Genomic DNA, 25,110 nt, shown 5'->3' on the forward strand with positions numbered 1-25,110 from the left:
GCAGGCATCGGCAAATGGATCGACTTCTACAACACGCAGCGCCCCCATTCGGCGCTTGGCGGAAGGACACCGGTTGAGGCCCATCAGGGCCAAGACCTGAAGGCGGCGGCTTGATCAACGGGCAAGCTTAGCAACGCCGCAAATCTGTCCGGAAAACGGGGACCACCTCATTACGGCCCATGTTGTTGCGGGTGATCGGGAACACTTGTTCGATCGCCTTCGCGCCTTGCTCAGCAAAGAGCAACCAGCAACTGACTAGTTGTCCATCTCATGCGTCGTGCGCATTTGTGCGCACGACCTTGATCAGACCCCTGTTGATTTCATTGAATAATCTACAGGCACGCGTCCTCAGAGTCGGCGTTTTTTGCCCGACTTCCAGCGTTACGCAACAAACCCATTGAAAAACATACCCGCTAACCCATTGAAAACAAACGCTCCAAAAACGCGCTGCAACAACTGCATTGAAAGCCGTCACCCCGCCCCTGTCGCCTCGGGTCCGCCCGAGGCGAACCCAAAGCGAAACCTCCCGGGATTGCGACGCCCTGCCGCGCAAAATCGCGGCCAAGTGACGGCGCAATAACTTGACCATTCCTGTCGGATTAGGGAAACTGGAGCCACAGAGGCAGGCAGCCCCGACTCAGCCGCAAGGATCGCCGAGATGCTCCACACGACCGATCTGACGCAGATCCAGATGGTCCCGCAAGCTGACCATTTGCCACTTGGCACGATGCACAAGGGCTATTCGGGCCATGTCTTCCACATCGCCGCCGCCGATCATTCGATCAGCCTTCCCGCCGCGGAAATGGAACGCCGCCTGATTGAACTCGGCTTTGTCGAGGGCGCGAAGGTGACGATCCTGCATGAAGGGCTTTTCGGCCGTGACCCGATCGCTGTAAGGGTGAACGGCACCACTGTCGCGCTGCGTCGCCGCGAGGCGATGGCCATCCTCGTTTCCTGAGCCCCATGCCCGAACCCGATCCCTACCGTCTTGCCCTCGTCGGGCCGCCGAACTGCGGCAAGACCTCGCTTTTCAACGCGCTGACCGGCGCGCGCCAGAAGGTCGGCAACTATGCCGGCGTCACGGTCGAGCGCAAGGTCGGCCTGTTCACCACCCCCGCCGCGAACCGGATCGAGCTGATCGACCTGCCCGGAACGCACAGCCTGCGCGCGCGCTCGCCCGACGAGGCGGTGACGCGCGATGTCGTGCTGGGCCGCCATCCGGCCGAACCCGCGCCGCAGTTGATGCTGGTCGTCGTCGATGCCGTCGCGCCGCGTTCGGGGCTTCGCCTCGCGATGGAGCTGGTCGCCACCGGCCTGCCGATGATCGTCGTTCTGAACATGATCGACATCGCCCGGCACCGGAAGATCGAGATCGACCGCGCCGCGCTGCAAGCCGAGCTGGGCGTGCCCGTCGTCACCTCGACCGCGGTGCGCAAGGGCGGGCTTGAAGAGCTGCTGACAACGCTCGATGCGACCTTGGCCGAGGGCGTGCCCGAGGCCGGGCCGAACCTCTGGGCGCCGCCCGATGCCGCCGATCTGCGGCTCAGCCACCGCGCTGCCGACCGGCTGATCGCCCGCGCCGTGACGCTTCCGCCCGAACATGACACGCTGACCCATCGCATTGACAAGCTGCTGCTGCACCCGGTCTTCGGGCTCGCGTTCCTGCTGGGCCTATTGTTCGTGATGTTTCAGGCGGTGTTCAGCTGGGCCGCGCCGGTGATGGATCTGATCGACGGCAGTTTCACCGCCGTCGCCGATCTGATCCGCGCCCATGTCCCCGAGGGGCTGGTGCAAAGTTTCCTCGTCGATGCGGTGATCGGCGGCGTCGGCGGCGTGGTGATTTTCCTGCCGCAGATCGTGATCCTGTTCCTGTTCATCCTGCTGCTGGAAGATCTGGGCTACATGGCGCGCGCGGCGTTCCTGATGGACCGGATCATGGGCGGTGCCGGGCTGCATGGCCGGGCCTTCATTCCGCTCTTGTCGTCCTTCGCTTGCGCCATTCCCGGCATCATGGCGACGCGCGTGATCGACAACCCGCGCGACCGCTTCACCACGATCCTCGTCGCGCCCTTGATGACCTGTTCGGCGCGGATCCCGGTCTATACGCTGATCGTTTCGGCCTTCATTCCGGCGCGCTCGATCTTTGGCATCTTCAGCCTGCAAGGGCTTGTGATGTTTGGACTTTATGGCGCCGGCATCGTCTCGGCTCTGGCGGTTTCGGCGGTGGCCAAATTCCTGTTCGCGCGCGGCGAGCCTTCGCCGCCCTTCATGCTCGATCTGCCCGATTACAAGATCCCGCAGGGGCGGTCGGTGGCGATCGGGCTTTGGACCCGCGCGATGGCGTTTCTCAAGCGGGCGGGCACGACGATTTTCACCATGACCGTGGTGATCTGGGTGCTGGCGACTTTCCCGCAGGCGCCCGAGGGCGCAACGCAACCGGCGATCCTCTACAGCTTCGCCGCGGGCATCGGCAAACTGCTCGAACCGATCCTCTCGCCCATCGGCTTCAACTGGCAGATGGCGGTGGCGATCGTCCCCGCGATGGCCGCGCGCGAGATCGCGGTGGCCGGGCTTGCCACCGTCTATGCCGTCTCGGAAGGCGGCGGCGAGGCGGTGCTGGGCACGCTTCTGGCCAGTCAATGGAGCCTTGCGACGGCGCTTTCCTTCCTTGTCTGGTTCATCTTCGCGCCGCAATGCATCTCGACCTTGGCCGTGATCAAGCGCGAGACAGGCTCAGGCAAATGGATGTGGGTGACGGTCGCCTACATGTTTGCTCTCGCCTGGCTCGCCTGTTTCCTGACCTATCATCTGGCTGTGCTGATCGGCTGGGGCTGAGCCCCGTTCACACGATCGGGATCGGGAAAACGTTGCCCGGATCGGTTTCGATGATGACCCCCCCCAGACCGGTCGTATCGGTCAGGACCCAGACCACGGTGTTGTCAGGCCCAAATCGGATCACCGTATCGGCAACCATGTCCGAGCCGGAGCCGGGCAGGATCTCTTCGGTCGCGACGAAATCGAAGGGACTGACCGCCGCGCCTGCGATCCCGGTGCCGTTGTAGACCAGCACATCGTTGTCGGTGAACACATAATCGGTGATCTGGTCGGTCCCGTCGACCCCCATTTGCCCGAAGACGAAGCGGTCGGTTCCCGTGCCCCCGGTCAGGATGTCATCGCCCGCGCCGCCAAACAGCGTGTCGTTGCCCGCACCGCCCAAAAGGGTGTCCACGTCATCACCGCCATTGATCTGATCGGCGTCGTCACCGCCGCTCAGGGAGTCCGAACCGGCCGCGCCGATCAGTGTGTCGGCTCCGGTGCCTCCGTCAATCGTATCCGCTCCGGCCCCCCCGCCCAGATAATCGGCGCCATCGCCGCCGGTGATTGAATCGGCCCCGGCAAGCCCGTAGACCAGATCGTTATCCGCCCCGCCATCGACGGTGTCATCGCCCGCGCCGGCCCTGAGGTCATCGGCACCGCCGTGGCCCAAAATCGAATCCGCCCCGTCTCCCCCCCGCACGGAATCATCGCCAAATCCCGCATAAACGGTGTCATTCCCATCACCGACGTTGATCATGTCATTCCCATTGGCCGACATCACCATGTCATCGCCCGCCCCGGCGCGCAGCAGATCATCGCCATCGCCGCTCCAGAACTGGTCGTTGCCGCTACCGCCGAACATCTCCACCCGGAAAGTCCAGCTGTTCGACCCAAGACTGTTGCCCAGATCGCCGGTGCGGATCCGCACCAGGTCGAAATCGTCGGCCAGAACCAGCTCAACCCCACCGCAAGACAGATATTCGGTGGGATGGAGGGTCATCGGGTCGAAATCTGCTTCGAGCGTGGCGACCGCGTGCAGCGAACGAAAGTCAAGCGTCAGCGTATCGGTGCCACCTCCCCCCGACAGCGTGAAGCGGCCGGTGGTGTCCAGATGGCTCAGCCTCCACGTCTCGTCGGCGACGGTGCCCGCGATATCGGCAAAGCTGTTTCGAAGCGGCGCGCTGTGAAGAGGGGCGCCGAAGGACGGAAAGAGGGCGGGAAAAAGCTGCATGACTGGCCTCATGAGGATACGCGTGAACGGGTCCCACCCTAGGCCCGCCGCGTTTTGAAACCCTTAAGATCGGGGGCGGGTCGAGGGCGCCATCACAGAAATCGGCACCGGCAGCGGATATTCCTGCAAATTCGCGCCCGGCCCGATCCGATCCACCACGGCGTAACGACCGGGCGCGCCCATCGGCGCCAGCACCCCGTGCCAGACATTGCGCAGGATGTTCACCCCCTGCCCCGGCGCCGTCAGAAACGCCCGGAACCGCACCGGCACCCCCTCGGCATCCTCGGCCACGCAGACGAGAAACGGCACGCCATCGAGCGGCAGGAAAGCCTGTGCCCCCAGAGGATGCCGCTCGACCAGATCGAGAGAATAGGGCAGCGCCCGCGCCTGCGCCTCGAAAAGCGAAATCCCCGCCCGGCCCTCGTCATCGAAGGAAAGCCGCGCCAGATCGTGATGGCGCCCGCAGAGCCCACCGTTGATCAGCTTCGTCGGCGGCCCCAGCACGTCGATCAGATCACCGAAGGGCCGAAAGGCCTCGGCCGTCAGGGGCTCTACCGCCAAGCGCTGCATGTCATCCTCCGTCGCATCCGGCCGCAAGGAAAGGCGCAAAATCAGGCAAGTGCAAGGGGGCGACGCGGCTTCGTCGCTTTTGCGCTGGAGGCCGCGTCCCCGCCCCGCTAGCCTGAGACCAAAGGAGAGACCGATGGATGCTGCACTGATCTGGGACTGGGCCACCTTTGCGATGCGCTGGCTGCATGTCGTGACCGCCGTCGCCTGGATCGGCTCGTCCTTCTATTTCATCGCGCTCGATCTGGGGCTGCGGCAAGCCCCCGATCTGCCCAAGGGGGCGGCGGGCGAGGAATGGCAAGTGCATGGCGGCGGCTTCTATCATATCCGCAAATATCTGGTCGCGCCCGAGCGGATGCCCGAGCATCTGACCTGGTTCAAATGGGAAAGCTACGCCACATGGCTTTCGGGCGCCGGGATGCTGATCCTTGTGTACTGGCACCGGGCGGATCTGTTCCTGATCGATCCGGCGAAGATCGACTGGGCGCCCTGGCAGGGGATGGCGATCTCGGCGGCGTCGCTGACCTTGGGCTGGCTGGTTTACGACCGCGCCTGCAAATCGCGTCTGGGAGATTATCCGGCGGCCTTCATGGCGCTTTTGCTGGTCGCGCTCACGGCGATGGCCTGGGGCTACGGGCAGATCTTCACCGACCGCGCGGCTTTCGTGCATCTGGGCGCCTATACCGCCACGATCATGACGGCGAATGTCTTCCTGATCATCATTCCGAACCAGAAGATCGTCGTCGCCGATCTGAAAGCGGGGCGAACCCCCGATCCGAAATACGGCAAGATCGCCAAGCTGCGCTCAATGCACAACAACTACCTGACGCTGCCGGTGGTGTTCTTCATGCTCTCGAACCACGCGCCCTTGGCCTTTGCGACGCGCTATGCGTGGGCGATTGCGGCGCTTGTTTTCCTGATGGGGGTGACGATCCGGCACTGGTTCAACAGCCGCCATGCCCGCAAGCCCGCGCCCTATTGGACGATCCCGGCGACGGTCCTGCTGTTTGGCCTTTGCGTCTGGCTGTCGACCCTTGGTCCGCGCGAGGCGCCCGAGGAAGAGGCCGCCCTGTCGGGCACCGCCTTGCAGTTCGCCCAAGCCCCGGGGTTCGAGGAGGTGGCGAGCCTCGTCACGGCAAATTGTGCCATGTGCCACACCCGCGAACCCGCCTATGAGGGCATCCTGTCGGCGCCGAAGGGGCTTGTCCTCGATACGCCCGAGGCCGTGGCCCGCGCCGCCGAACCCGTCTTCATCTTCGCCGGGCTGACGACGGCGATGCCGCCCGGGGCGGCGAATTTCCTGACGCCCGAAGACCGCGCCGCGATCCGCAGCTGGTATCGCGCGGGGGCCGAGGCCGAACTGGCGCAGAACTGAGCAACGGTCGGGGGGACGGTTACCCCGCGATCAGATGGAAGAAGCTGCCGGTCACATTCCCCCGCACCGATCCGGTCTCGGGCACCGGATTGCCCGCCGCATCGCAGACCTTGGCCAGCGCCGCATCGGGTTGGGCGAGGATCGTCGAGTAATGGAACTCATGCCCGTAAAGTCTTGCTCCGAAAGCATATCCCGGCAAAGGCGCCAGCAGCTCCGCCGAGCGGTAGCCCAGATGCAGGCGGCGCTTTTCATAGCTGGTGACCAGCCCCAGAAGCCCGGTCATCGCATGGGAGACCCCCTCGGCATCGACCAGCGCCGCGCCCAGAACCATGTAGCCGCCGCATTCGCCATGCACAGGCCGCGTTTCGGCAAAGGCCCGCAAGCCGTCCTTGAAACGGCTGGCCGCCGCGATGCGCCCGGCGTGCAGCTCGGGATAGCCACCCGGCAGCCAGCAAAGATCGGCCGAGGGATCAGGCGCCTCGTCGGCCAGCGGCGAGAACGGCAGCACCGTCACCCCGGCCCGCCGCCAGGTCTCCAGCATATGCGGATAGACGAAGGAAAAGGCCGCATCGCGGGCAAGCGCAATCCGCCCCGCGGGCGGCACCGGCCAGACGCCCGGACCGGGCGCGAGGCCAGAGCCAGAGGCCGCCAGAAGCGCCTCCAGATCCACATGCGCCGCGACGAATTCGGCCAGCGCCTCCAGCGTCGCGTCAAGCCCCGCCTGTTCCTCGGCCTGCACCAGACCCAGATGCCGCTCGGGCAGGCTCAGATCCGCCCGGCGCGGCAAGGCCCCCAGCACGGGCAGGCCCAGCCGGTCCATCTCGGCGCGGATCATGCTTTCGTGCCGCGGGCTCGCCACATTGTTCAAGATCACCCCGGCCATCGGCGGCGCCTCGGGGTGGCGGGCAAAGCCAAGCGCGGTCGCGGCCGCCGATTGCCCCTGCCCCTTCACGTCGAGCACCAGCACGACCGGCCAGCCAAACATCCGCGCGATTTCGGAACTGGCGCCGCGACCCGAGCGCCCCGGGTCGGACGGCCCGTCATAAAGCCCCATCGCGCCTTCGAAGATCACCAGATCGGCGCCCGCGGCCTGCCCGGCCAGCGCATCCAGCAGCCCCGCCCCCATCGCCCAGCCATCCAGATTGAAGCTGGGCCGTCCGGCGGCGGCGGCGTGAAAGGCCGGGTCGATGTAATCGGGACCGTTCTTGAAGGGCTGGACCTTCAGCCCGCGCCGGGTCAGCGCGCGCAAGAGCCCGAGCGTCAGCGTCGTCTTGCCCGAGCCCGAGGCGGGCGCCGCAATCGCAAGACCCTTTGGCCAGTCGCTCATCTTTCCCCTCCCGTGCGGACGCGCCCTGATGCGGCTTGGCCGCGGGCCTTGTCAAGCCGCCGCGCCCGGGCCTCGGCGGCCGCGCGGACAAGCGAGATCAGCCGCCAGCCGCCATGCGAAAGCTTGCCAAACGGCAGGCACAGCACCGCCCCCGCGACCGCGCCCAGATGAGCCGCAAGCAACAGCCCCATCGCGGGGGTCTCGCGCAGGGCCAGCAGCGCCAGCCCCGAGCCCGCCAGAACGGCCAGTTGCCCCCGCAAGAAACGGTCCGAACGCGTCCTTTCGGGGGTTTTCAACGGATCGGGACGCAGGGACATCATCGCCAGCCCCGCGAGCATCGCGACCCCGCCCGCCGTGCCAAGGATCACCGGCGCACTGGGCAGCGGATAGGGCGCGGGCTGGCCCGCAACATGGGCGAAAAACCCCGCGACGGTGGCAAGGAAAGTCAGCCCGAAACCGCCCGCAAGCAGGTGATGCGCCCATCGGCGCAGGCGACCCACGGGGCCCGCACGATCCTCGCAGTCACTGAGGTTGCGCAGGGTGAACGCATCGATCAACCCGGCGCGCAGGGCGACGCGGTCCACCGGCACCGGGCCGCGACCCGCGCGCCAAAACAGGATCAGGCGGATCAGCAAAAGAAGTGCCGCCAGCCCCATCACCGCGCCCGTCGCCCCGGCCATGATCGGATGCGGGATCAGCGCGTAAAAGGCCCCCGGCCCGGTGTGGCGCGCAAAGACCTGCGCGAGCGGCTGGGCAAGGAGCAGCGCCAGAGGCGGCAGCGCACAGCAGATCGCGAAGACGGCTTTCGCAGGCCCGAGCGGCTCGCGGTAATCAGCGCGGCGCAGGGCGGAAAGCGTCGCGGGCAGGTTGACCGCGAAGTCATGCGGGGCGGCATATTGGCAATCATGCACGCAAGAGCGGCAATCGTGGCACAGATGGGCGAGATGGCGCAGATCGCCCGTGGCAAGGCTCGGGCGGCCCTGCGCGGCCGGGAAGACGGCGCAAAGCCCGGTGCAGAAGCCGCAGGTGTTGCACAGGTTGAGCGCGCGTTTCGCCTCCGCAAAGGGCTCGGTTTGGGGCGCGGGAGGGATCGGGTTTGGCGGTAAGTTGACGGGACAGGGTTTGACTTTCGACGCGAGCTTTGCCGCCTCGCGCCCGGCGATCCGGCCGAAGACGGCGGCGATGGTGAGCCCGACGCCCGACAGATAGCCCTCGCCCAGGATCGCGCCGCAAATGTTTGTTCCGGCGGCGAAAAGTCTTGGGGCCACCGCCTCGGCAAGCCTCACGCGCGCGGTGGCGTCGAGGACAAGGCCGTAGCGGGTGAAGCCGATGCCGGGGATCATCGGGATGGCATGAAAGGGCGCGACCAGTGGCGCCATGGCGCCCGAGCGCGGCGGATCAAGCGGGCGGCTCAGCGTTGCGGCCAGCCCCGCGGGATCGATGCCGCAAAGCACGGCGAGCGCCTCGGGGGTATCGGCCGAGACGGGCGGGCAAAGCATCGGCGGCAGTTTCTTCGCGGCCTCGGCGCCAAGGATAATCCAGGCGCGGGGATCGGGACGGGCCAGCAGCTTGCGCGCCCAGACCGAATGGCGCTCGGGGCCTTTCACCGCGCCCTCATCGGCGAAGCGGCGGCCGTCGGCCCCCACAACGATGCCGTGCTGCATCCCGTCGACGCGGCTGACGATGCCCGCGTCGTGAAAGGGCGCGCGCGGATCGACGGCAACGACATGGCCATCGCCCGGCTTGCCCGCCGCCTGCGCGCCTTGCGCGAGCGCGTGAAGCAGCGGGCCGCCAAGTTGCTCGCGCGTGCCACGGTTGGCGATCTGCTCCGCCCGCGCGCCGTGGGTCTGCGCGAGCCACTCCCGGTTCGCGCCGATCCCGCCCGAGGCGAGAACCAGTGCCTGCGCGGTGATCTGCTCCGCGCCGATTTTGACCGTCAGCGGGCCTTGATGCGCGGGATCGAACGCCTCGGGCGGCAGGGCCTCGACCGCGATCCCGGCGCGGATCTGTACCCCAAGCTTGCGCGCCCGGGCCAGAAGCGCGTTCGTCAGTGCCTGCCCGCCGCCGCGCAGAAAGACGGTGCGGCGGGAATAGGGCAGATTGCCCTCGGCCCAGGGTTCAAGGCGCACACCCTGCGCCAAAAGCCAGTCGGCCAGATCGCGCGAGCCGTCTGCAAGGGCCTCGGCCAGCGCGGGATCGCCCCCGCCGACGCGGAGAAGATCGCGGCGAAACTCCTCGGCCGGGTAGCTGTCGCGCTGATAGGGCGTCTCGGCGTCCGACGCCACGCGGATGTTGCGCCCGTGCCGCGCGTTCCCGCCCAGCCGCTCGGGCGGCGCGGCGTCAAGGACAAGGACAAAGGCGCCCGCCCGCGCGGCCTCGATCGCGGCGCAAAGCCCGGCCAGCCCCGCACCGATGACGAGGACGCCAACCGAAGCGGGCAAAGGGGTCTGGGGGGCGGGCGTCAAGCTCATGGCACCAAGGTAACGCAAGCCGCGGCCAAGGAAAACCGCCCTAGCGCCGGGTCCAGCCCGCCATCGCCGCAGAAAATTCGGCGCGGGTTTTCGGCAGGGCGGCATTCGGGTCGAGAAGGCCGCTCTCGCGTGCCGCAAGGGCCAAATCGATCAGCAACGGCGGGCGCAGGCCGACCTGTGCCAGCGTCGCGCGATCGGAGAGGATCTGACACGCAGCCCCCTCGGCCACGACCTGACCGGCGCGAAAAAGCGCCACCCGGTCGGCCAGAGCGGCGGCAAGGTTCACGTCATGGGTCGAAAAGACCAGCGTCATGCCGCGGTCCAGAAGCCCGCGCAGAAGCGTCAGAAGCTGCTCGGACCCGGCCTCGTCCAGCCCCGCGGTGGGCTCGTCGAGCAAGAGCACCTCGGGGCGCATCGCGACCGCGCCGGCAATCGCCACGCGCCGCTTTTGCCCGCCCGACAGCATATGCGTCGGCCGGTCGCGCAGGTCGGTTATGGAGAGCGCGGAAAGCGCCTCCTCGACCCGGGCGCGGGCCTCGGGCTCGGACAGGCCAAGGTTCAAAGGCCCGAAAGAGACATCCTCGAAGACCGTCGCGGCGAAAAGCTGATCGTCGGCGTCCTGAAGCACCAGCCCGACCCGGCGGCGCCAGTCGGTCAGGTCCTTGCGGGAATGGCCGGTAGCGGTGCCGCCCAGCAGCACCCGCCCCGCTTGCGGGCGCAAAGTGCCGTTCAGATGCAACAGCAGCGTCGATTTCCCGGCGCCATTCGGGCCAAGGATGGCGAGGCTTTCGCCCTGCGGCACAGCAAGGGAAAGGCCATCGAGCGCCCTCACGCCCCCCGGAAAACTGTAGTGCAGCGCCTCAGCGGCAAGGATCGCGGTCACAGGAACACTCCGGCCGCGGCGATGGCGGCTTGCAGGGTCAGGATCAGGCCAAGGATCACCGGCGAGGCCGCGGGTCGGTTCGAGAGCACCCGCATCTCGCCCTGCCAGTTGCGCGCCGCAAGCCCGGTTTCAAGGCGACGCGCACGGGCCAAAGCGCGCGGCAAAAGCGCCGCGATCACCTGCGCCGTCGAGCGCAGCCAGCGCGCGCGGGTGGCGTGGCCGAGACGAGCGCGTTGCGCGGTGGTCATCGCGGCGGCCTCCTCGGCCAGAATGAACACAAAGCGATAGGTCAGCAGCGCGATCTCGACCAGTTCGGCGGGCACCCCCCAGGCGCGCAGCCCCGAAAGCAGATCGGCGGCGGGCGTGGTGGTGGCGAGGAAGAGCAGGCAGCAGGTTGCGGCCGTCGCCCGGGCCACTAGGTCCGCGACGGCGGCGGGGCCGCCCGGGGCAAGGCCGAGGCCCTGAGGCCCGATCTGGACCAGAAGCACCAGCGCCCCGGTGGCAAGAAACCCAAGCGGCAGCACCGCGACCGAGGCCCAGAAACGCGGCGAGACCCGGGCGCCCGCGAAGGTGAAGGCAAGGATCGCGACCGTGACCAGCACCGCCCCGGGAAAGGGCGGCAAGGTCACGGCCAAAAGCAGAAACCCCAGTCCGATCAAGGCCTTCTCGGCCAGGGGACGATGGCGCCAATGCCCTTGCGCGGCAACCCGGTCGATCGAGGCAATGCTCATGGCCGGGTCTTTGCCTTACTCGGCCGGGGTCGCGACGGCGCGCGGCGCCGATTTCGACTCGGTCTTCGCCGTCTCGGCCTTGGCGCGTTCGTGGCGGCGCCCGATCACATAGCCGATGATCAGCGCGCCAAGCGCGGCCTGCGAGGCGAACAGAAGGCTTTCGATCTCGCCGCTCGGCGGTTCCCAGAGCGGCGCGGCCCAGGGGGTGAAGCCGGGCTTCGTGGCCTCGATCGCGGCCGAAGCCTGATCGTCGGTGCCCGCGAACTCGCCCGAGACGAACAGAAGCGGCAGCGCCACGAGGGCGAGCGTCGCCCCCATTAGCGCGAGGGTACGTTTGCAGACCATCAGCGGACCTCCCCTGTGATCGTGCGCAGATCGACGCCGCCCTTGCCAGCGAGCGCTTCCATGACGATGACGGTCAGGAAGCCCTCGGCCAGCGCCAGCGGAATTTGCGTCAGCGCGAAGATCGAGCCGAATTTCAGCGCCGAGCCCCAGAGGCCGGAGACCGGATCGGGATAGGCAAGCGCAAGCTGCACCGAGGTCATGAGATAGGTGGCGAGGTCGCCCAGAGCCGCGGCGATGAAGACGCTGACGGCGACCGAAAGGCCGATCTTGCGGCCGAGCGTCCAAAGCCCCCAGGCAACCCAGGGCCCGACGACGGCCATCGAAAAGGCATTGGCGCCGAGCGTCGTCAGCCCGCCATGCGCCAGCAGAAGCGCCTGAAACAACAGCACGATCAGCCCCAGAACCGCCATCACCGAGGGCCCGAAGATCACCGCGCCAAGGCCGGTGCCGGTCGGGTGCGAACACGAGCCGGTCACCGAGGGGATCTTCAGCGCCGAAAGCACGAAGGCAAAGGCGCCCGAGGCCGCAAGGGTCATCCGCGCCTCGGGGCGTTCCGCGACGATACGGCGAATTTTAACAGCGCCCGCCACCACAAAGGGCGCCGAGGCGGCATACCAGAATGCGCAATGGGAAACGGGGAGATACCCCTCCATGATGTGCATGTTAATTCCTTCCACTGTCCCGCGTCGCTTTCGAGAGACCGGAGGCACCCCGCCCCGGGAAGGCTTGCGACGCTCGAGCGATGGCAGGTCTCCTGACTTGCGGGTCAGACAACTCCGGTCACCTTCCCGATCCGGGCCCCGTGGAAAAGGGGGGATCAGTGGTCTACGACCGTCGTCTCGCCGCTCACAGTTGCGGGGGCAGCCACGGATTCGGCCCCTGATGGGTAATCCTCACCGTGTTCCCTATTAATCCCGTCCAGTTGGGAACCATCGCCGTCACTATCCACCGCCTGTCGGCAGTGTCAAGGGCGGGAAACGTCACGCATTGGGCAGATTGCGACGCAGCAGGTAAATGTCCATCACCCAGCCATGCCGGGCGCGCAGATCGGCCCGCGCCTGAAGGATTTGCGCCGTGACCTCGGCCACACGGCCTTTGATCAGCACCTCTTCGGGCATGGCGACACAGGCGCCCCAGAAGATCGTCAGCCCTGCGGGATCAAGGCTCTGGAACGAGCATTCGCCATCGAGCATGGCGACGACGGTGTCGGTGCCCGCGGGCCAGCCGTGATCGCGCAATTGCCGACCGGTGGTGATCTGCACCGGGGCGCCGATCTCGTTCAAGGGGATCGCATGGGCGGCGCACAGCGCCTGAATGGCGGTGATGCCGGGGATGACTTTCGTCGTGATCGGCAGGCGGGATTTCAGCCGCTCCGCGATGCGCAGGGTGCTGTCGTAAAGCGAGGGATCGCCCCAGACGAGCAGCGCCACCCTGCCATTAAGTCCTTGGCAATGCGTGGTGATTTCCGCCATCCATGCCTCGGCGATGGCGTCGTGCCAGTCGTCCACGCCCTTGCGATAGGACGGGTTCGCGGCATCCCGCACCGGCAGTGCAAAGTCGATGACCTTCGCCGCCGGGTTCGTCAGATGCGCCGAACAGATGCCCCGCCGCAGCCCGGCCAGATCGGATTTGTCGGCGCCCTTCAAAGGGATCAGGATCAGATCGGCGGCATTAATCGCATCGATCGCCTGAAGCGTCAGATGCCGCGGATTGCCGGTGCCGATGCCGATCAGGGTCAGCTCGATCATCTCAGACCTCCGGGTCGTAAAGCGGGCCGTAGAGGATGAGCGCGGGCTTGTCCGAGCGTTCCTGGGCCAGGCTCGCCGCAAGATCGGCCACGGTCGAGCGGGTGCAGCTTTGCTCGGGGTGGCCCACGGCTTCGGCGAGCAGCGCGGGGGTGTCGGGGGCCAAGCCATGCGCGATCAGATCAGTGGCGAGCTTCGGGAAGGTGCGCTTGCCCATGAAGACGACGGTCGTCGCGCCCTTGTCTGCGAGCGCGGCCCAGTTCAGCCCCTCGGGCAGATCGCCCGTCACATCGGCGCCGGTGACGAATTGCACGCGCCGCGCGGTCAAACGGCGCGTCAGCGGCAGCCCGGCCGCGGCCGCCGCCGCACAGGCCGAGGGCACGCCGGGGATGATTTCGTAAGGAATGCCCGCCTCGCTCAGCGCGACAAGTTCTTCTTCCAGTCGCCCGAACAGCCCCGAGTCGCCCGATTTCAGCCGCACCACCTTCAGCCCGGTCAGCGCGTGATCGACGAGTAGCTGGCTCACATGATCCTGCTTCGGCGAGGGCCGCCCGGCCCGCTTGCCGACCGCGATGAGTTCAGCCCCCTCGCGCGCATGACCCAGGATCGGCCCGGCGGAAAGGTCATCGAACAGCACCACATCGGCCTTGGCCAGCCGGTCGGCGGCCTTGAGCGTCAGCAGTTCCGGGTCGCCCGGACCCGAGGAAACGAAGGAGACGAAGCCGCTCATTCGGTGCCCTCCGGGAAGCGCGGATGAGTGCCCAAGGGGCGGTAGCGGCGGTCGTAATCGCCCGCGTAAAGGCGGGATTCGTCGAAATCCTCGGTGGCGAGCGACCGGCCGACAAGGATCAGCGCGGTGCGCTCCATCTCGGCGCCGATGGCGGTTTGCAGGGTCGCCAAAGTTGCCCGGACAACGCGCTGATCGGGCCAGCTCGCGCGCCACACGACCGCCACCGGACACTCGGCGCCATAATGCGGCGTCAGCTTTTGCACAACATCATCAAGCACATGCACGGACAGGTGAATGGCCAGAACCGCACCGGTGCGGGCGAAATTCTCCAGCGTCTCGCCCTCGGGCATGGCCGAGGCCCGCCCCGAGGTGCGGGTCAGAATGACCGATTGCGCCACCCCGGGCAGCGTCAGCTCCGCCCCCAAGGTCGCGGCGGCGGCGGCAAAGGAGGGCACGCCGGGCGTCACATCATAAGGAATGTTCAAGGCGCGCAGACGGCGCAGCTGCTCGCCCATCGCCGACCAGATCGAGAGATCGCCCGAATGCAGCCGGGCGACATCGTGCCCCGCCGCATGCGCTTCGGCGATCGTGTCGATGATGGCGTCAAGGCTCATCGGCGCGGTGTTGACGATCTTCGCGCCGGGCGGGCAATGCGCCAGCAGCGCCTCGGGCACCAGCGATCCGGCGTAAAGACAGACCGGACACGACGCGATCAGATCGCGGCCCCGGATCGTGATCAGATCCGCCGCCCCCGGCCCCGCGCCGATGAAATGCACCGTCATTCGTCGTCTCCCTCCGCCACGGCAAGGACCACCCCGCCGATCACCTGTCGGGGCAGCACCAGCCGCGCCCCCTTGCCCGCCGCGACCAGCGCCGCGGCCTCTGCCACCGATCCGGTGCCTTTCAGCCCCCGGACCCGCTCCGATTGCGACGGCGTGTCCACCCCCGCAACCGTGACGCCGATCACCCGATAGTCGGGCAGAGCGGCGGCAAGCTCTTCGGCTTTTTCGCGCGCCGTGGCAAGAGCATCCACCTTTCCCACGGACGCGACGGCATGGCGCAGCGGTTTCGACCCGGCGCCAGACCGAAAACCGACACCGGCCACTTTCATCGCCGCCCGCTCCATTGCAGCTGCGGACGGCTGGGCGACCAGCCGCGCATCCGGCCGAGCGGCTGGGCCTCGGCAATGTCGATGCGCAAAAGCTGGCCGCCGTGGCGTTCGTGCAGGCGCATCAGCAGGGTCTCGCTCTCCAGCGTCACCGCATTGGCGACGATCCGCGTGCCGGGGGCGAGACGCTCCCAGAGCCAGTCGTGCAGCGCCTGCGAGCCGCCGCCACCGATGAAGACGGCATCCGGCAAAGGCAGGTCCGTCAGCGCCTCGGGGGCCGCGCCATGCACCGCCTGCATCCGGGCGCCAAACCCGTAACTGTCGATATTGGCGCGGATATTTTCGATCCGGTCGGCCCGCGGTTCGATCGTGATCGCCCGCCCGCCCGCCAAGCACCACTCGACCGAGACCGAGCCGGAGCCGCCGCCGATGTCCCACAACAGCTCGCCCGCCCGGGGCGCAAGTGCCGCAAGGGTCAGTGCCCGCATCGGCGCCTTGGTGATCTGCCCGTCATGGGCAAAGGCGGTTTCCGGCCGACCCGGCGTGGCGGAAAGACCGACCTCAGGCGCCAGATCAGCCGCGTCGAGCGCCACCGCGACCAACGCAGAAACATCCGTCAGATCATAGTTTTGCGCGGCGACGTTGCGCAGGCGCTCGGCCGGGCCACCCAGCCGTTCGGCCACCCCCATCCGCACCGCGCCATAGCCGTTCGCGCAAAGCCAGGCGGCCAGATCGCCCACCGCCGCGCCATCTCGCAGCGTCACGACAACGCGCGCCCCGCGCACCAGCGCCGCCCGCAGCCGCCCGAACGGTGCCGCATGCAGCGCCAGCGCTGTCACCTCCTCGATGCGCCAGCCCAGCCGCGCACACAGCAGCGCGACCGTGCCCGGCACCGGAAAGGCGCGCCAGTCTTCGGGTGCAAGCCGCTCGGCCAGCATGGACCCCGCGCCGAACCAGAACGGATCGCCCGAGGCCAGAACCACCGTCGCCCGCCCGCGGCAGTCCAGCACCGGGGCAATGTCGAAAGGCACGGGCCAGGCCCGGCCACGATCCCCCGCGCCGACCAGATCCAGATGCCGCGGCCCGCCGAAGATCACCTCGGCCTTTTCCAGCGCCTGACGGCTTGCCAAAGGCAGCCCATCAAGGCCATCTTCGCCAAGACCCACGATGCTCAACCACGGATCAGACATGACGCGCCTCCTTGTGCTTGGCGGCACCACCGAAGCCAGTCGACTGGCGAAAACCCTTGCCGAGCAAGGCTTTGAGGCGGTCTTTTCCTATGCGGGCCGGACCGATGCGCCCGTGGCGCAGCCGCTGCCCACCCGCATCGGCGGTTTTGGCGGCATCAACGGGCTCGTCGACTATCTGAAGCGCGAGGGCGTGAGCCATGTGATCGACGCCACCCACCCTTTCGCCGCGCAGATGAGCGCGAATGCCGTCGCGGCCTGTGCCACGGCGGGCGTGCCCCTTTGCGCCTTCGAGCGCGCGCCCTGGGCCGCGCAGGAGGGCGACCGCTGGACCCATGTCCCCGATCTTGCGGGCGCCGTCGCCGCGCTGCCGCAAGCCCCGGCGCGGGTGTTCCTGGCCATCGGCAAACAGCATCTGGCCGAGTTTGCCGCCGCACCGCAGCATCACTATTTGCTGCGGTTGGTCGACCCGCCCGAAGGCGCCCTGCCCCTGCCCGATGCCAAGGCGGTGATCGCCCGCGGACCCTTTGACATTCAAGGGGATACGGAATTGCTGCGCAGCGAAACCATCACCCATATCGTTGCCAAGAACGCGGGCGGCGCGGGCGCCGAGGCCAAACTGATTGCCGCCCGCAGCTTGGACCTGCCGGTCATTCTGATCGACCGGCCCATGGTCCCCGCGCGCGAGATCCGCGCGACGCTCGAGGGGGTGATGGGCTGGCTCGCCGATCACGGCGCGACGCCGCGCGGCGTGTAGACCCAGCGCCCGATGCGGCGGGTGCTGGCATTGCCGACCAGAACCACGGTGCGCATGTCGGCCATTTCGGGCGTTGCATCGCGCAGTTCGACCACATTGATCGCCTGTTCGGGCGTCGTCACGGCGCGCGCAAACAGGATCAGCCGCTCGGGCTCGCATTCCTCGCGCAGGATGTCCAGCACGCGGGTGAACTGATGCGGGCGCGATTTCGAGCGCGGATTGTAAAACGCCATCGCGAAATCCCCGCGCGCCGCGTGGCGCAGCCGCTTTTCGAGAATTTCGAAAGGTTTGAGATTGTCCGAAAGGTTGATGGCGCAGAAGTCATGCCCCAAGGGCGCCCCGGCCGCCGCCGCCGCCGCCAGCATCGCGGTGATGCCGGGCAGGATGCGGATCTCGGTCTGCGCGTATTCCGGATGGGCTTCCAGCGCCTCGAACAGCGCCGAGGCCATCGCAAAGACCCCCGGATCACCCGAGGAGACCACCACCACGCGCCGACCTTCGGCTGCCATTTCAAGGGCATGGGTCGCACGATCGAGTTCCACCCGGTTGTCGGTCGGGTGCAGCGTCAGCCCCTCGCGCGCGGCGATGCGAGCAACATAGGGGATGTAGCCCACGATATCGGTGGCCTCGGCCACGGCGGCCACCACCTCGGGCGTCACCAGATCTTCACGGCCCGGCCCAAGCCCGGCAACGACAACCCAACCGCTCATTCCTCGCCCCCCAGTTCCGGCCGCCGCCCCTGCCCGTGCACCAGCACGATGGCGAAATAGGGACAATCCTCCTCGGCCACATCGACCAGACGCGCGATGCGCTCGGTCGGCATCGTGCCGCGCTCGACCAGCCACGCAGCCTCGAGCCGCCCCGCAACCGCAAGCGCGCGCTTGATTTTCGGCAGGTTGCGCCCGGTCTTCATCACCACGATCGCATCCGACCGTTCCATATGCGCGACCAGATCCGCCTCGGGCAAAGTCCCCGCCATCACCGTCAGCACATCGTCACCCCAGGTGATCGGCGTGCCCGTCGCCCACCAGCAGCCCACCATGCCGGGAATGCCGGGGATCACTTCGACCTCGGCCCGCCCCTGCAGGCGGGTGTAAAGGTGCATGAACGAGCCATAAAGGAAGGGATCACCTTCACAGAGCACAACAATATCGCGGGTTTTCGAAAGTTCCGAAAGTCGCGACGCCCAGTCGTCGTAAAACCGCGCCAGCGCCTCGTTATATTCCGGGGACTCGACCGGAAGTTCGGTCGTCACCGGATATTCCATCGCATGCTCGACCACATCCGGGCGCAGCATCCCCTCGACGATCCGCCGCGCCTGACCGGGCCGCCCCGCCTTGCGGAAATGCGCGATGTCGGTCGCGCCACGAATGGCGCGGTCGGATTTCACCGAGATCAGCTCGGGGTCACCCGGCCCAAGACCGGCGCAAAGGATGCGTCCCATCTCTATTCCTTCCGACTGGCCAAGGCGTTCACCGCCGCGACAGTGATGGCCGAGCCGCCAAGCCGCCCCTCGACAATCACCCACGGCACCGGATTCGCCAGCGCCAGCGCCGCCTTCGATTCCGCGGCGCCGATGAAGCCCACCGGACAGCCGATGATCGCCGCCGGGCGCGGGCAGGACGGGTCTTCGAGCATGTTCAAAAGGTGGAACAAGGCCGTCGGCGCATTGCCGATCGCCACCACAGCCCCTTCGAGTTTCGGGCGCCACAGCTCCAGCGCCGCGGCAGAGCGGGTGTTTTCCATCTCGCGCGCCAGTTCGGGCACGCGGGGATCTTGCAGCGTGCAGATCACCTCGTTCTGCGCGGGCAGACGGGCGCGGGTGATACCTTCGGAAACCATCCGCGCATCGCAGAGGATCGGCGCCCCGGCTTCAAGCGCGGCACGGGCTGCAATCGCCATGCCGGGCGCGAAGCGGACGTGATGTTCCAGCCCCACCATCCCGGCGGCATGGATCATGCGGACCACCACCACCTCTTCCTCGGCGGTGAAGCGGGCCAGATCGGCCTCGGCGCGGATCGTGGCGAAGGACTGCACATAGATCTTCGCGCCGTCCTTTTCATACTCATGGGGCATCGGGGGTCATCCTTCGGGTTGGCGCGCTCATAGCCTCTCCTCGAGGCTTGCCGCAATCGAATTGCGCCGGGTGAGCCAGAGGCCCGCCTCGGCGAGACGGCGGAAAAGATCGCGCATGGCGTCAAGCGCCTCGGGGTTTTCGCGGGAAAGGAACGCGGTCACGTCGTCGCGGCCGAGCGTCGCCTCGTGGTAAAGATCGAAGAGATGTGCGGGCACGACCTGGGCCAGATGCGCAAAGGCCGCCATGTGATCGAGCGTCGCCGCGATCTCGGCACCGCCGCGGAAGCCGTGCCGCATCATCCCCTCGACCCAGGCCGGATTGCTGGCACGGGCCCGCACGACGCGGGCGATTTCCTCGGGCAGGCTACGGGCGCGCGGGCGGTTTGGGTCGGTGGCGTCCAGATGGTAAAGCGCGGGGGCCTCGGCGCCCAGACGCGCGAGGGCGGCGGCAAACCCGGCTTCATGCGCGGCATAGTCCGAGGCCAGCAGGATATCGCTTTCGGGCAGATCCTGCGCATGCACGAAACTGTCGGCCCCCCTCAGGCGGGCTTCCAGAGCCGCCCGGTCAGCGCTGATTTCACCTTTTTTGTCAATGGCATAGGAGGAAGCGGCAAGCCAGGCCTCGCCCGCTTTCGCCCGCGCCTCGGGGGTAAAGGCGTCCATCGCCGTGCCCATGTTCAAGCCGTATTGGCCGGGGCGCGGGCCAAAGACGCGCGGGGCGGCGGCAAGGTAGGGGTTGTCCTCCGCTGCCTCCTCGCGGGTGGCCAGCGCCTCGGCGCCGGTCTCGAAAAGCTGGGCGAGACCCGGAAAGATGTCGCGGAAAAGGCCCGAGACCCGCAAAGTCACGTCGATGCGGGGGCGGCCGAGCAGGGCGAGCGGAATGACCTCGACCCCCGAGACCCGGGCCGCGCCCTCGTCCCAGACCGGTTTCAGACCGGCCAGATGCAGCGCCATGGCGAATTCCTCGCCTGCCGTCCGCATCGTGGCACTGCCCCAGAGATCGACAACCAGCCCCCGCGGCCAGTCGCCATGATCTTGCAGGTGTTTGCGCAGCAGTTCCTCGGCCAGTTTCACGCCTTGGGCATGGGCGGCACGCGAAGGCACGGCGCGGGGATCGACAGAGAACAGATTGCGCCCGGTCGGCAGCACGTCCGAGCGCCCGCGCGCCGGGCTGCCCGAGGGGCCGGGGGGCACACGCTTGCCCGCCAAAGCGGCCGAGAGCCCCGCCTGTTCTTCGGTCCCGCAAGCGCCCTGCCCCAGCACATGCAGCCCGTCACCAAACAGGCTTTCCTTGATATCGCAGACAAAACGGTCGATGCGGGTGATCGCTTCGGCAGCCGAGGCTTGGGCGGGAATGCCCAGATCATCCTCGACGCCGCTCGCGCGGGCTTCGTCACGGATATCGGCGATCAGCCGGTCGCGCCGGGCGGGGTCGAGCCCGTCGGCGGTGGAATATTCATCGAGCAGCCGTTCGAGCCGCGCCATCCCCTCGGGCACGGCCGCGCGCGACAAGGGCGGCGGCAGATGGCCGAGCGTCACGGCGCAAAGCCGCCGTTTCGCCTGCGCCGCCTCGCCCGGGTCGTTGACGATGAACGGATAGACGACGGGCGCCGCCGCCAGCACCTCGGGCCAGCAGGTTTCCGACAGCGCAACGGCTTTGCCCGGCAGCCATTCGAGCGTGCCATGCGCGCCCATATGAACGAGCGCGTCGATGCCCTGCGCCTTCAGCCAGAGGTAAAAGGCGACATAGGAATGCCGCGGCGTGCGGGAAAGATCGTGATAGTCACCGTCGCGGCTTTGCACATCGCCACGCTCGGGTTGCAGCGCGATCAGCGCAGAGCCTCGGCGCAGGGCGGCAAAGTGGAAGGCGCCATCGCTGCAGGCCGGATCGGTCTCGGGGGCGCCCCAGGCCTCGGTCAGCGCCTGACGCAGCGGCTCGGGCAGGGTTTGAAACGCGGTCAAATACTCGGCCAAGGGCCAGCTCAAGCGCTCACCCGCCAGCGCTTCGAGGGGCGCGCCGGGGGCAATCGCATAGCCTTCTGTCGTCAACTGGGCCAGCAAAGCCTCGGTCGAGGCGAGCGCATCAAGGCCGACGGCATGGGCCATCTGCCAGGCGCGGCCGGGATAGGTCGACAGAACCACCGCCAGCTTGCGCGCGGCAGCCGGGGTTTTGGCCAGCCGATGCCAGCCGGTGATGCGGTCAAGCGCCGCCTCGACCCGGGCCGGATCGGCGCGATGGGCGAAGCGGGAATATTCCAGATCAGGATCGCGCGGTTCAGGCGCCTTGAACGAGACGACACCGGCGAACAGACGGCCGTCGACCTCGGGCAGGACGACATGCATGGCGAGGTCCGCGGGCGAGAGGCCCCGGTCGGCCTGCGCCCAATCGCGCTTGCGGGCGGTGGACAGGGCAACCTGGAAGACCGGCACGTCGTAGCGGTCAAAGGGGGTCATGCCATCGGCGCCCTGCGCCGAAAAGGCGGTGGCATTGATGACAAGCGCCGGGGCGCGGCCATCGAGCCGGGCTTGCAGGGCATCGCCCAACCCCTCGGCCTTCAGCGAGGCCGCAAAGACGCCGCAAGCCGCGAAGCCGCGCGCGCGCAGACCCGCGATCAGCGCGTCGATCGGCGCCGTATCGGCCGAGGTCAGATAGGAGCGGTAGAAGGACACCAGCGCCAGCGGCCCCTCGCCTTCGGGCGCGGGGATCACGCCCTTGGCGGGGTCGTAAAGACCCCAGTCGGGCAAGCGCTTGTCGCCCGGCACCGGGGGCGCATAAAGACCCGAGGCCAAGGCCAGCTGCGCCAGCGCCGCCTGCGCCGCGACGGCGCCGCCCGCATCGCAGAGTTCCTTCAGCCGGCGCAGCGTCGAAACCGGCAGGGTCGACAACTCGTCCAGCCGTTCATCCGGGCGGCCATCGGCGGGCAGCACCGCCAGCGCGATGCCCTTGCGCCGACACAGATCCTGCACCGAGGCGAGGCCATAGGGCCAGTAGGTCTCGCCGCCGATCAGCCGGATCAGGATGCCCTTGGCGCCCGACAGCGTGTTTTCAACGTAAGTATCGACCGAAATCGGATGTTTCAGCGCCACGAGATTGGCGAGACGCAGGCTCGGCAGCCGCCCGCCCGCCCGTTTCCAGCCCGCCGCGAAAGCGCCCAGATCGCTGTCGGAAAGCGACAGCACCACAAGATCGGCCGGGCGCTGACCGAGATCGGTCGGCACCGCGGTTTCCTCGAGCCCGTGGCTTTCGCGGAAGACGACATGCATCAGGCGGCGACCCCGTCCATCAGCACCGCGCGGATCGCGGCCTCGTCGACATCGTCATGCTCGGCGATGACGACCAGCGCCGAGCGGCGAGTATCAGCCCCCCACGGACGGTCGTATTGATGCCGCACGCGCTCGCCCACGGCCTGCACCAAGAGCCGCATCGGCTTGCCGGTCACGGCGACATGACCCTTGACGCGCAGGATGTTCTGTTCGCGCGCCAGCCGCTCGATCGCGGCAACGAGTTTCGCCGGATCGGCGATTTCCGGGATCTCGATCACCACCGTGTCGAAATCGTCATGCTCGTGTTCGCCGTGGTCGTCGTGATGGCTCGGCCGCGCCGCCAGATCGTCTTCGGCGGCGGCGCCAAGGCCAAGGATCACCTTCGGATCGATCACGCCCTCGGTCAGCGGCAGGATCGGCAGCTTGCGCGGCACTTCCGCCTCGATCAGCGCACGGGCGGCTTCGACGCCTTCTTCCCCGGCCAGATCGGCCTTCGACAGAAGGATGATGTCAGCGCAGGCGATCTGATCCTCGAAGACCTCGGAGAGGGGCGTTTCGTGATCGATGCTGTCATCGGCCAGACGCTGCGCATCGACGGCCTCCACATCGGGGGCAAAGCGGCCCGCGGCGACGGCCTCGGCGTCAGCCACGGCAATCACGCCATCCACCGTGATCTTCGAGCGGATCGCGGGCCAGTCGAAGGCCTTGAGCAGCGGTTTCGGCAGCGCCAGACCCGAGGTCTCGATCAGGATGTGGTCGGGGCGGACGCGCCGGGCCATCAGAGCCTCGATCGTCGGGATGAAGTCTTCGGCGACGGTGCAGCAGATGCAGCCATTCGCCAGCTCGACAATGTTTTCATCGGGGCAGTTTTCATCGGCGCATTGGCGCAGAATCTCGCCATCGACGCCGACGGTGCCGAATTCATTGACGAGAACCGCCAGCTTGCGGCCCTGCGGGTTCGCCATCAGGTGGCGGATCAGCGTGGTCTTGCCCGCCCCGAGGAAGCCGGTGATCACGGTGACGGGGATTTTGACGAGATCGGACATGGGTCACTCCTGCGGGGGAATACGGGCAAGACATTGCTTGCGAAAGATTTCAGGGCGCTCGCGCCAGGGGATCAGGCCCTTTTCGGCGGCCTCGAACTGGGCGGCACCGGCGAGGATCGTCTCGGCGTCGCGGGCGTCGAGGCGGCCGAAGACATAGGACCATTTGCCGGGGCCAGAGAGCGCGACGGTGCAGCCCTGACCGCAGGCGGAGAGGCATTCGACCGGCACGATTTTCACTCCCTCGGGCACGGGCAGCGCGGCGAGCGCATGGGCGAGACGCTCGCCCGGGCGCGTGGTCGCGCCTTCGGCCAGCGGACAGGCGCCACAGCCCGCGGCGCCCACCGTGCAACCCTCGCAGCCCAAGGGGGCCGCAGCGGTGCCGCGACAGGTGGTGCAGACATGCAGCGTGGTGGCCATCGCCCCTCCTAGTGGGTTTGGGGGAACGGCCAGAGTGAGAGCGCAGACGCCCTGCCCCCGGTCGCGGAACACCCCGTCCGCCCGAAATCCATGCGCTGGCAGGTCTCCCGGCTTGCGGATGCGAGGGGGGATGCCCCTCACGGTCGCCCCCCCTTCCCGGCTTTTGCCAGTGGCCTGGGGCGCCCTCTCCGGTCACGGTCGCGGGGGCGGCTGCGGTCGGGTTTCGCGGCGAAGCCGTCGCAATTCCCTTCACATTCCCTCTTCGCCTGTCATAGGACAGAAACCAGCGCCCGCCCTGAGTGGCCAAGACGCGATCTATTGTCAAGCGCGAGGACCGCCCCGATGACGCCAGAAAACGACACCCCCGCCGAAGCTTCCTCCGAAGGCACCGACGAACTGGCGCGGCATGCCTCGAAGATGGCGAAGAAGAAGGCCGCGCGCGACAAGATCATGGCGCAGAAATCGGGGGAAAAGGGGCTGATCATCGTCCATACCGGCTCGGGCAAGGGCAAATCCTCGGCCGGGTTTGGGATGATTCTGCGCTGCATCGCGCATGAGATGCCCTGCGCCGTGGTGCAGTTCATCAAGGGCGCCTGGGATACGGGCGAGCGGCGCCTGCTGACGACGCATTTCGGCGCGCTGTGCCAGTTCCACGCGATGGGCGAGGGCTTCACCTGGGAAACCCAGGACCGCGAACGCGACATCGCGGCGGCGGTCGCTGGCTGGGAAAAGGCGAAGGAGCTGATCCGCGATCCGAGGGTCCGGATGGTGCTCTTGGACGAGATCAACATCGCCCTGCGCTATGGCTATCTTGATGTCGAGGAAGTGCTGGCCTTCCTGCGCGACGAGAAACCCGAGATGACCCATGTGGTGCTGACCGGCCGCAACGCCGCCGAGGCGCTGATCGAGGCGGCCGATTTGGTGACCGAGATGGGCCAGATCAAGCACCCGTTTCGGGCCGGCATCAAGGGACAGCCGGGCGTCGAGTTCTGAGGGCAAGGCCGGGGGCGCTGCCCCCGGACCCCCGGGATAT

The 25,110-nt window shown here is 67.6% G+C and carries 25 protein-coding genes and 2 riboswitches; of the genes, 6 read left to right on the forward strand and 19 right to left on the reverse strand.

Annotation, left to right across the window (positions count from 1 at the left end; genetic code table 11):
• The 3 genes from C8J30_RS16590 to feoB all read left to right on the forward strand — a co-directional run.
• A partial coding sequence (locus tag C8J30_RS16590; protein ID WP_146227878.1) for an integrase core domain-containing protein occupies positions 1-114 on the forward strand: 114 nt, incomplete at its 5' end.
• 544 nt (positions 115-658) lie between these two features.
• Complete coding sequence (locus C8J30_RS16595) at positions 659-958, forward strand: FeoA family protein (RefSeq protein WP_245909886.1); 300 nt, start codon at positions 659-661, stop codon at positions 956-958.
• A 5-nt stretch (positions 959-963) separates the two neighbouring features.
• Positions 964-2,835, forward strand: a complete 1,872-nt coding sequence (gene feoB, locus C8J30_RS16600) for a ferrous iron transporter B (protein ID WP_110806994.1) — start codon at positions 964-966, stop codon at positions 2,833-2,835.
• A gap of 7 nt (positions 2,836-2,842) precedes the next feature.
• On the opposite strand, the gene C8J30_RS16605 is transcribed toward feoB, so the two are convergent.
• Together C8J30_RS16605 and C8J30_RS16610 are read right to left on the reverse strand one after the other, a co-directional pair.
• A complete protein-coding gene (locus tag C8J30_RS16605) occupies positions 2,843-4,048 on the reverse strand; it encodes a calcium-binding protein (protein ID WP_181420926.1) in 1,206 nt (401 codons plus the stop codon).
• Positions 4,049-4,111: 63 nt separating this feature from the next.
• Positions 4,112-4,618, reverse strand: a complete 507-nt coding sequence (locus tag C8J30_RS16610) for an ureidoglycolate lyase (protein ID WP_110807060.1) — start codon at positions 4,616-4,618, stop codon at positions 4,112-4,114.
• 133 nt (positions 4,619-4,751) lie between these two features.
• Between C8J30_RS16610 and C8J30_RS16615 the strand changes: the two genes are divergently transcribed.
• Positions 4,752-5,990, forward strand: coding sequence for a urate hydroxylase PuuD (locus C8J30_RS16615; RefSeq protein WP_110806998.1), 1,239 nt, complete (start codon positions 4,752-4,754; stop codon positions 5,988-5,990).
• A 19-nt stretch (positions 5,991-6,009) separates the two neighbouring features.
• Here the strand turns inward: C8J30_RS16615 and C8J30_RS16620 are convergent, their stop codons facing one another.
• From C8J30_RS16620 to cbiE, 11 genes are all read right to left on the reverse strand, one after another.
• A complete protein-coding gene (locus C8J30_RS16620) occupies positions 6,010-7,317 on the reverse strand; it encodes a cobyrinate a,c-diamide synthase (RefSeq protein WP_110807000.1) in 1,308 nt (435 codons plus the stop codon).
• A complete protein-coding gene (tcuA, locus tag C8J30_RS16625) occupies positions 7,314-9,788 on the reverse strand; it encodes an FAD-dependent tricarballylate dehydrogenase TcuA (RefSeq protein ID WP_110807002.1) in 2,475 nt (824 codons plus the stop codon). Before tcuA ends, C8J30_RS16620 begins: the two co-directional genes overlap by 4 nt.
• 40 nt (positions 9,789-9,828) lie before the next feature.
• A complete protein-coding gene (locus C8J30_RS16630) occupies positions 9,829-10,671 on the reverse strand; it encodes an energy-coupling factor ABC transporter ATP-binding protein (RefSeq protein ID WP_110807004.1) in 843 nt (280 codons plus the stop codon).
• On the reverse strand, positions 10,668-11,402 hold the full coding sequence (cbiQ, locus tag C8J30_RS16635; protein ID WP_110807006.1) for a cobalt ECF transporter T component CbiQ: 735 nt from the start codon (positions 11,400-11,402) through the stop codon (positions 10,668-10,670). Before cbiQ ends, C8J30_RS16630 begins: the two co-directional genes overlap by 4 nt.
• 15 nt (positions 11,403-11,417) lie before the next feature.
• A complete protein-coding gene (locus tag C8J30_RS16640; protein ID WP_110807008.1) occupies positions 11,418-11,747 on the reverse strand; it encodes an energy-coupling factor ABC transporter substrate-binding protein in 330 nt (109 codons plus the stop codon).
• Positions 11,747-12,409, reverse strand: a complete 663-nt coding sequence (locus C8J30_RS16645) for an energy-coupling factor ABC transporter permease (RefSeq protein ID WP_110807010.1) — start codon at positions 12,407-12,409, stop codon at positions 11,747-11,749. The genes C8J30_RS16640 and C8J30_RS16645 overlap by 1 nt, the downstream gene beginning before the upstream one ends.
• A gap of 65 nt (positions 12,410-12,474) precedes the next feature.
• Positions 12,475-12,696, reverse strand: a riboswitch (cobalamin riboswitch).
• Positions 12,697-12,727: 31 nt separating this feature from the next.
• Complete coding sequence (gene cobF / locus C8J30_RS16650) at positions 12,728-13,495, reverse strand: precorrin-6A synthase (deacetylating) (RefSeq protein WP_110807011.1); 768 nt, start codon at positions 13,493-13,495, stop codon at positions 12,728-12,730.
• Between the two features lies 1 nt (position 13,496).
• A complete protein-coding gene (gene cobA, locus C8J30_RS16655) occupies positions 13,497-14,222 on the reverse strand; it encodes a uroporphyrinogen-III C-methyltransferase (RefSeq protein WP_110807013.1) in 726 nt (241 codons plus the stop codon).
• The gene (gene cobM, locus C8J30_RS16660; protein WP_110807015.1) at positions 14,219-15,004 is read right to left on the reverse strand and encodes a precorrin-4 C(11)-methyltransferase; all 786 of its coding nucleotides are present in this window, start codon (positions 15,002-15,004) and stop codon (positions 14,219-14,221) included. The genes cobA and cobM overlap by 4 nt, the downstream gene beginning before the upstream one ends.
• Positions 15,001-15,333, reverse strand: coding sequence for a cobalamin biosynthesis protein (locus C8J30_RS16665; protein WP_110807062.1), 333 nt, complete (start codon positions 15,331-15,333; stop codon positions 15,001-15,003). The genes cobM and C8J30_RS16665 overlap by 4 nt, the downstream gene beginning before the upstream one ends.
• On the reverse strand, positions 15,330-16,520 hold the full coding sequence (gene cbiE, locus C8J30_RS16670) for a precorrin-6y C5,15-methyltransferase (decarboxylating) subunit CbiE (protein ID WP_110807017.1): 1,191 nt from the start codon (positions 16,518-16,520) through the stop codon (positions 15,330-15,332). The genes C8J30_RS16665 and cbiE overlap by 4 nt, the downstream gene beginning before the upstream one ends.
• Here cbiE and C8J30_RS16675 point away from each other — a divergent pair.
• Entirely contained in the window at positions 16,519-17,274 is a 756-nt protein-coding gene (locus tag C8J30_RS16675; protein WP_110807019.1) for a cobalt-precorrin-6A reductase, read from the forward strand. The genes cbiE and C8J30_RS16675 overlap by 2 nt on opposite strands.
• Here C8J30_RS16675 and cobJ read toward each other — a convergent pair.
• From cobJ to C8J30_RS16705, 6 genes are read right to left on the reverse strand one after another with little or no spacing between them, the layout of a single operon-like run.
• Positions 17,247-17,984 (reverse strand): precorrin-3B C(17)-methyltransferase, encoded by a 738-nt coding sequence (cobJ, locus tag C8J30_RS16680; RefSeq protein WP_110807021.1) that lies wholly within the window; start codon positions 17,982-17,984, stop codon positions 17,247-17,249. The two genes, C8J30_RS16675 and cobJ, sit on opposite strands and share 28 nt — an antisense overlap.
• Positions 17,981-18,718, reverse strand: a complete 738-nt coding sequence (cobI, locus tag C8J30_RS16685) for a precorrin-2 C(20)-methyltransferase (protein WP_110807023.1) — start codon at positions 18,716-18,718, stop codon at positions 17,981-17,983. Before cobI ends, cobJ begins: the two co-directional genes overlap by 4 nt.
• A 2-nt stretch (positions 18,719-18,720) precedes the next feature.
• Complete coding sequence (locus C8J30_RS16690) at positions 18,721-19,350, reverse strand: precorrin-8X methylmutase (RefSeq protein WP_110807025.1); 630 nt, start codon at positions 19,348-19,350, stop codon at positions 18,721-18,723.
• A 27-nt stretch (positions 19,351-19,377) separates the two neighbouring features.
• Complete coding sequence (gene cobN / locus C8J30_RS16695) at positions 19,378-22,614, reverse strand: cobaltochelatase subunit CobN (protein ID WP_110807027.1); 3,237 nt, start codon at positions 22,612-22,614, stop codon at positions 19,378-19,380.
• Entirely contained in the window at positions 22,614-23,660 is a 1,047-nt protein-coding gene (gene cobW, locus C8J30_RS16700; protein WP_110807029.1) for a cobalamin biosynthesis protein CobW, read from the reverse strand. Before cobW ends, cobN begins: the two co-directional genes overlap by 1 nt.
• A 3-nt stretch (positions 23,661-23,663) precedes the next feature.
• The gene (locus C8J30_RS16705) at positions 23,664-24,077 is read right to left on the reverse strand and encodes a DUF1636 family protein (protein ID WP_110807031.1); all 414 of its coding nucleotides are present in this window, start codon (positions 24,075-24,077) and stop codon (positions 23,664-23,666) included.
• Between the two features lie 80 nt (positions 24,078-24,157).
• Positions 24,158-24,380: riboswitch (cobalamin riboswitch) on the reverse strand.
• A 39-nt stretch (positions 24,381-24,419) separates the two neighbouring features.
• Between C8J30_RS16705 and cobO the strand changes: the two genes are divergently transcribed.
• Entirely contained in the window at positions 24,420-25,070 is a 651-nt protein-coding gene (gene cobO, locus C8J30_RS16710; protein WP_110807033.1) for a cob(I)yrinic acid a,c-diamide adenosyltransferase, read from the forward strand.
• The last annotated feature ends 40 nt before the right edge of the window (positions 25,071-25,110 follow it).

Origin of the sequence: Rhodobacter viridis (genome assembly GCF_003217355.1) — a bacterium.
Lineage (GTDB): Bacteria > Pseudomonadota > Alphaproteobacteria > Rhodobacterales > Rhodobacteraceae > Rhodobacter > Rhodobacter viridis.

What these genes read in the sequence shown, in the direction of transcription:
- C8J30_RS16595 (WP_245909886.1), top strand. Translation starts at nt 659, where the DNA reads ATGCTCCACACGACCGATCTGACGCAGATCCAGATGGTCCCGCAAGCT.
- feoB (WP_110806994.1), top strand. Translation starts at nt 964, where the DNA reads ATGCCCGAACCCGATCCCTACCGTCTTGCCCTCGTCGGGCCGCCGAAC.
- C8J30_RS16605 (WP_181420926.1), bottom strand. Translation starts at nt 4,048, where the DNA reads ATGCAGCTTTTTCCCGCCCTCTTTCCGTCCTTCGGCGCCCCTCTTCAC.
- C8J30_RS16610 (WP_110807060.1), bottom strand. Translation starts at nt 4,618, where the DNA reads ATGCAGCGCTTGGCGGTAGAGCCCCTGACGGCCGAGGCCTTTCGGCCC.
- C8J30_RS16615 (WP_110806998.1), top strand. Translation starts at nt 4,752, where the DNA reads ATGGATGCTGCACTGATCTGGGACTGGGCCACCTTTGCGATGCGCTGG.
- C8J30_RS16620 (WP_110807000.1), bottom strand. Translation starts at nt 7,317, where the DNA reads ATGAGCGACTGGCCAAAGGGTCTTGCGATTGCGGCGCCCGCCTCGGGC.
- tcuA (WP_110807002.1), bottom strand. Translation starts at nt 9,788, where the DNA reads ATGAGCTTGACGCCCGCCCCCCAGACCCCTTTGCCCGCTTCGGTTGGC.
- cbiQ (WP_110807006.1), bottom strand. Translation starts at nt 11,402, where the DNA reads ATGAGCATTGCCTCGATCGACCGGGTTGCCGCGCAAGGGCATTGGCGC.
- C8J30_RS16640 (WP_110807008.1), bottom strand. Translation starts at nt 11,747, where the DNA reads ATGGTCTGCAAACGTACCCTCGCGCTAATGGGGGCGACGCTCGCCCTC.
- C8J30_RS16645 (WP_110807010.1), bottom strand. Translation starts at nt 12,409, where the DNA reads ATGCACATCATGGAGGGGTATCTCCCCGTTTCCCATTGCGCATTCTGG.
- cobF (WP_110807011.1), bottom strand. Translation starts at nt 13,495, where the DNA reads ATGATCGAGCTGACCCTGATCGGCATCGGCACCGGCAATCCGCGGCAT.
- cobA (WP_110807013.1), bottom strand. Translation starts at nt 14,222, where the DNA reads ATGAGCGGCTTCGTCTCCTTCGTTTCCTCGGGTCCGGGCGACCCGGAA.
- cobM (WP_110807015.1), bottom strand. Translation starts at nt 15,004, where the DNA reads ATGACGGTGCATTTCATCGGCGCGGGGCCGGGGGCGGCGGATCTGATC.
- C8J30_RS16665 (WP_110807062.1), bottom strand. Translation starts at nt 15,333, where the DNA reads ATGAAAGTGGCCGGTGTCGGTTTTCGGTCTGGCGCCGGGTCGAAACCG.
- C8J30_RS16675 (WP_110807019.1), top strand. Translation starts at nt 16,519, where the DNA reads ATGACGCGCCTCCTTGTGCTTGGCGGCACCACCGAAGCCAGTCGACTG.
- cbiE (WP_110807017.1), bottom strand. Translation starts at nt 16,520, where the DNA reads ATGTCTGATCCGTGGTTGAGCATCGTGGGTCTTGGCGAAGATGGCCTT.
- cobJ (WP_110807021.1), bottom strand. Translation starts at nt 17,984, where the DNA reads ATGAGCGGTTGGGTTGTCGTTGCCGGGCTTGGGCCGGGCCGTGAAGAT.
- cobI (WP_110807023.1), bottom strand. Translation starts at nt 18,718, where the DNA reads ATGGGACGCATCCTTTGCGCCGGTCTTGGGCCGGGTGACCCCGAGCTG.
- C8J30_RS16690 (WP_110807025.1), bottom strand. Translation starts at nt 19,350, where the DNA reads ATGCCCCATGAGTATGAAAAGGACGGCGCGAAGATCTATGTGCAGTCC.
- cobN (WP_110807027.1), bottom strand. Translation starts at nt 22,614, where the DNA reads ATGCATGTCGTCTTCCGCGAAAGCCACGGGCTCGAGGAAACCGCGGTG.
- cobW (WP_110807029.1), bottom strand. Translation starts at nt 23,660, where the DNA reads ATGTCCGATCTCGTCAAAATCCCCGTCACCGTGATCACCGGCTTCCTC.
- C8J30_RS16705 (WP_110807031.1), bottom strand. Translation starts at nt 24,077, where the DNA reads ATGGCCACCACGCTGCATGTCTGCACCACCTGTCGCGGCACCGCTGCG.
- cobO (WP_110807033.1), top strand. Translation starts at nt 24,420, where the DNA reads ATGACGCCAGAAAACGACACCCCCGCCGAAGCTTCCTCCGAAGGCACC.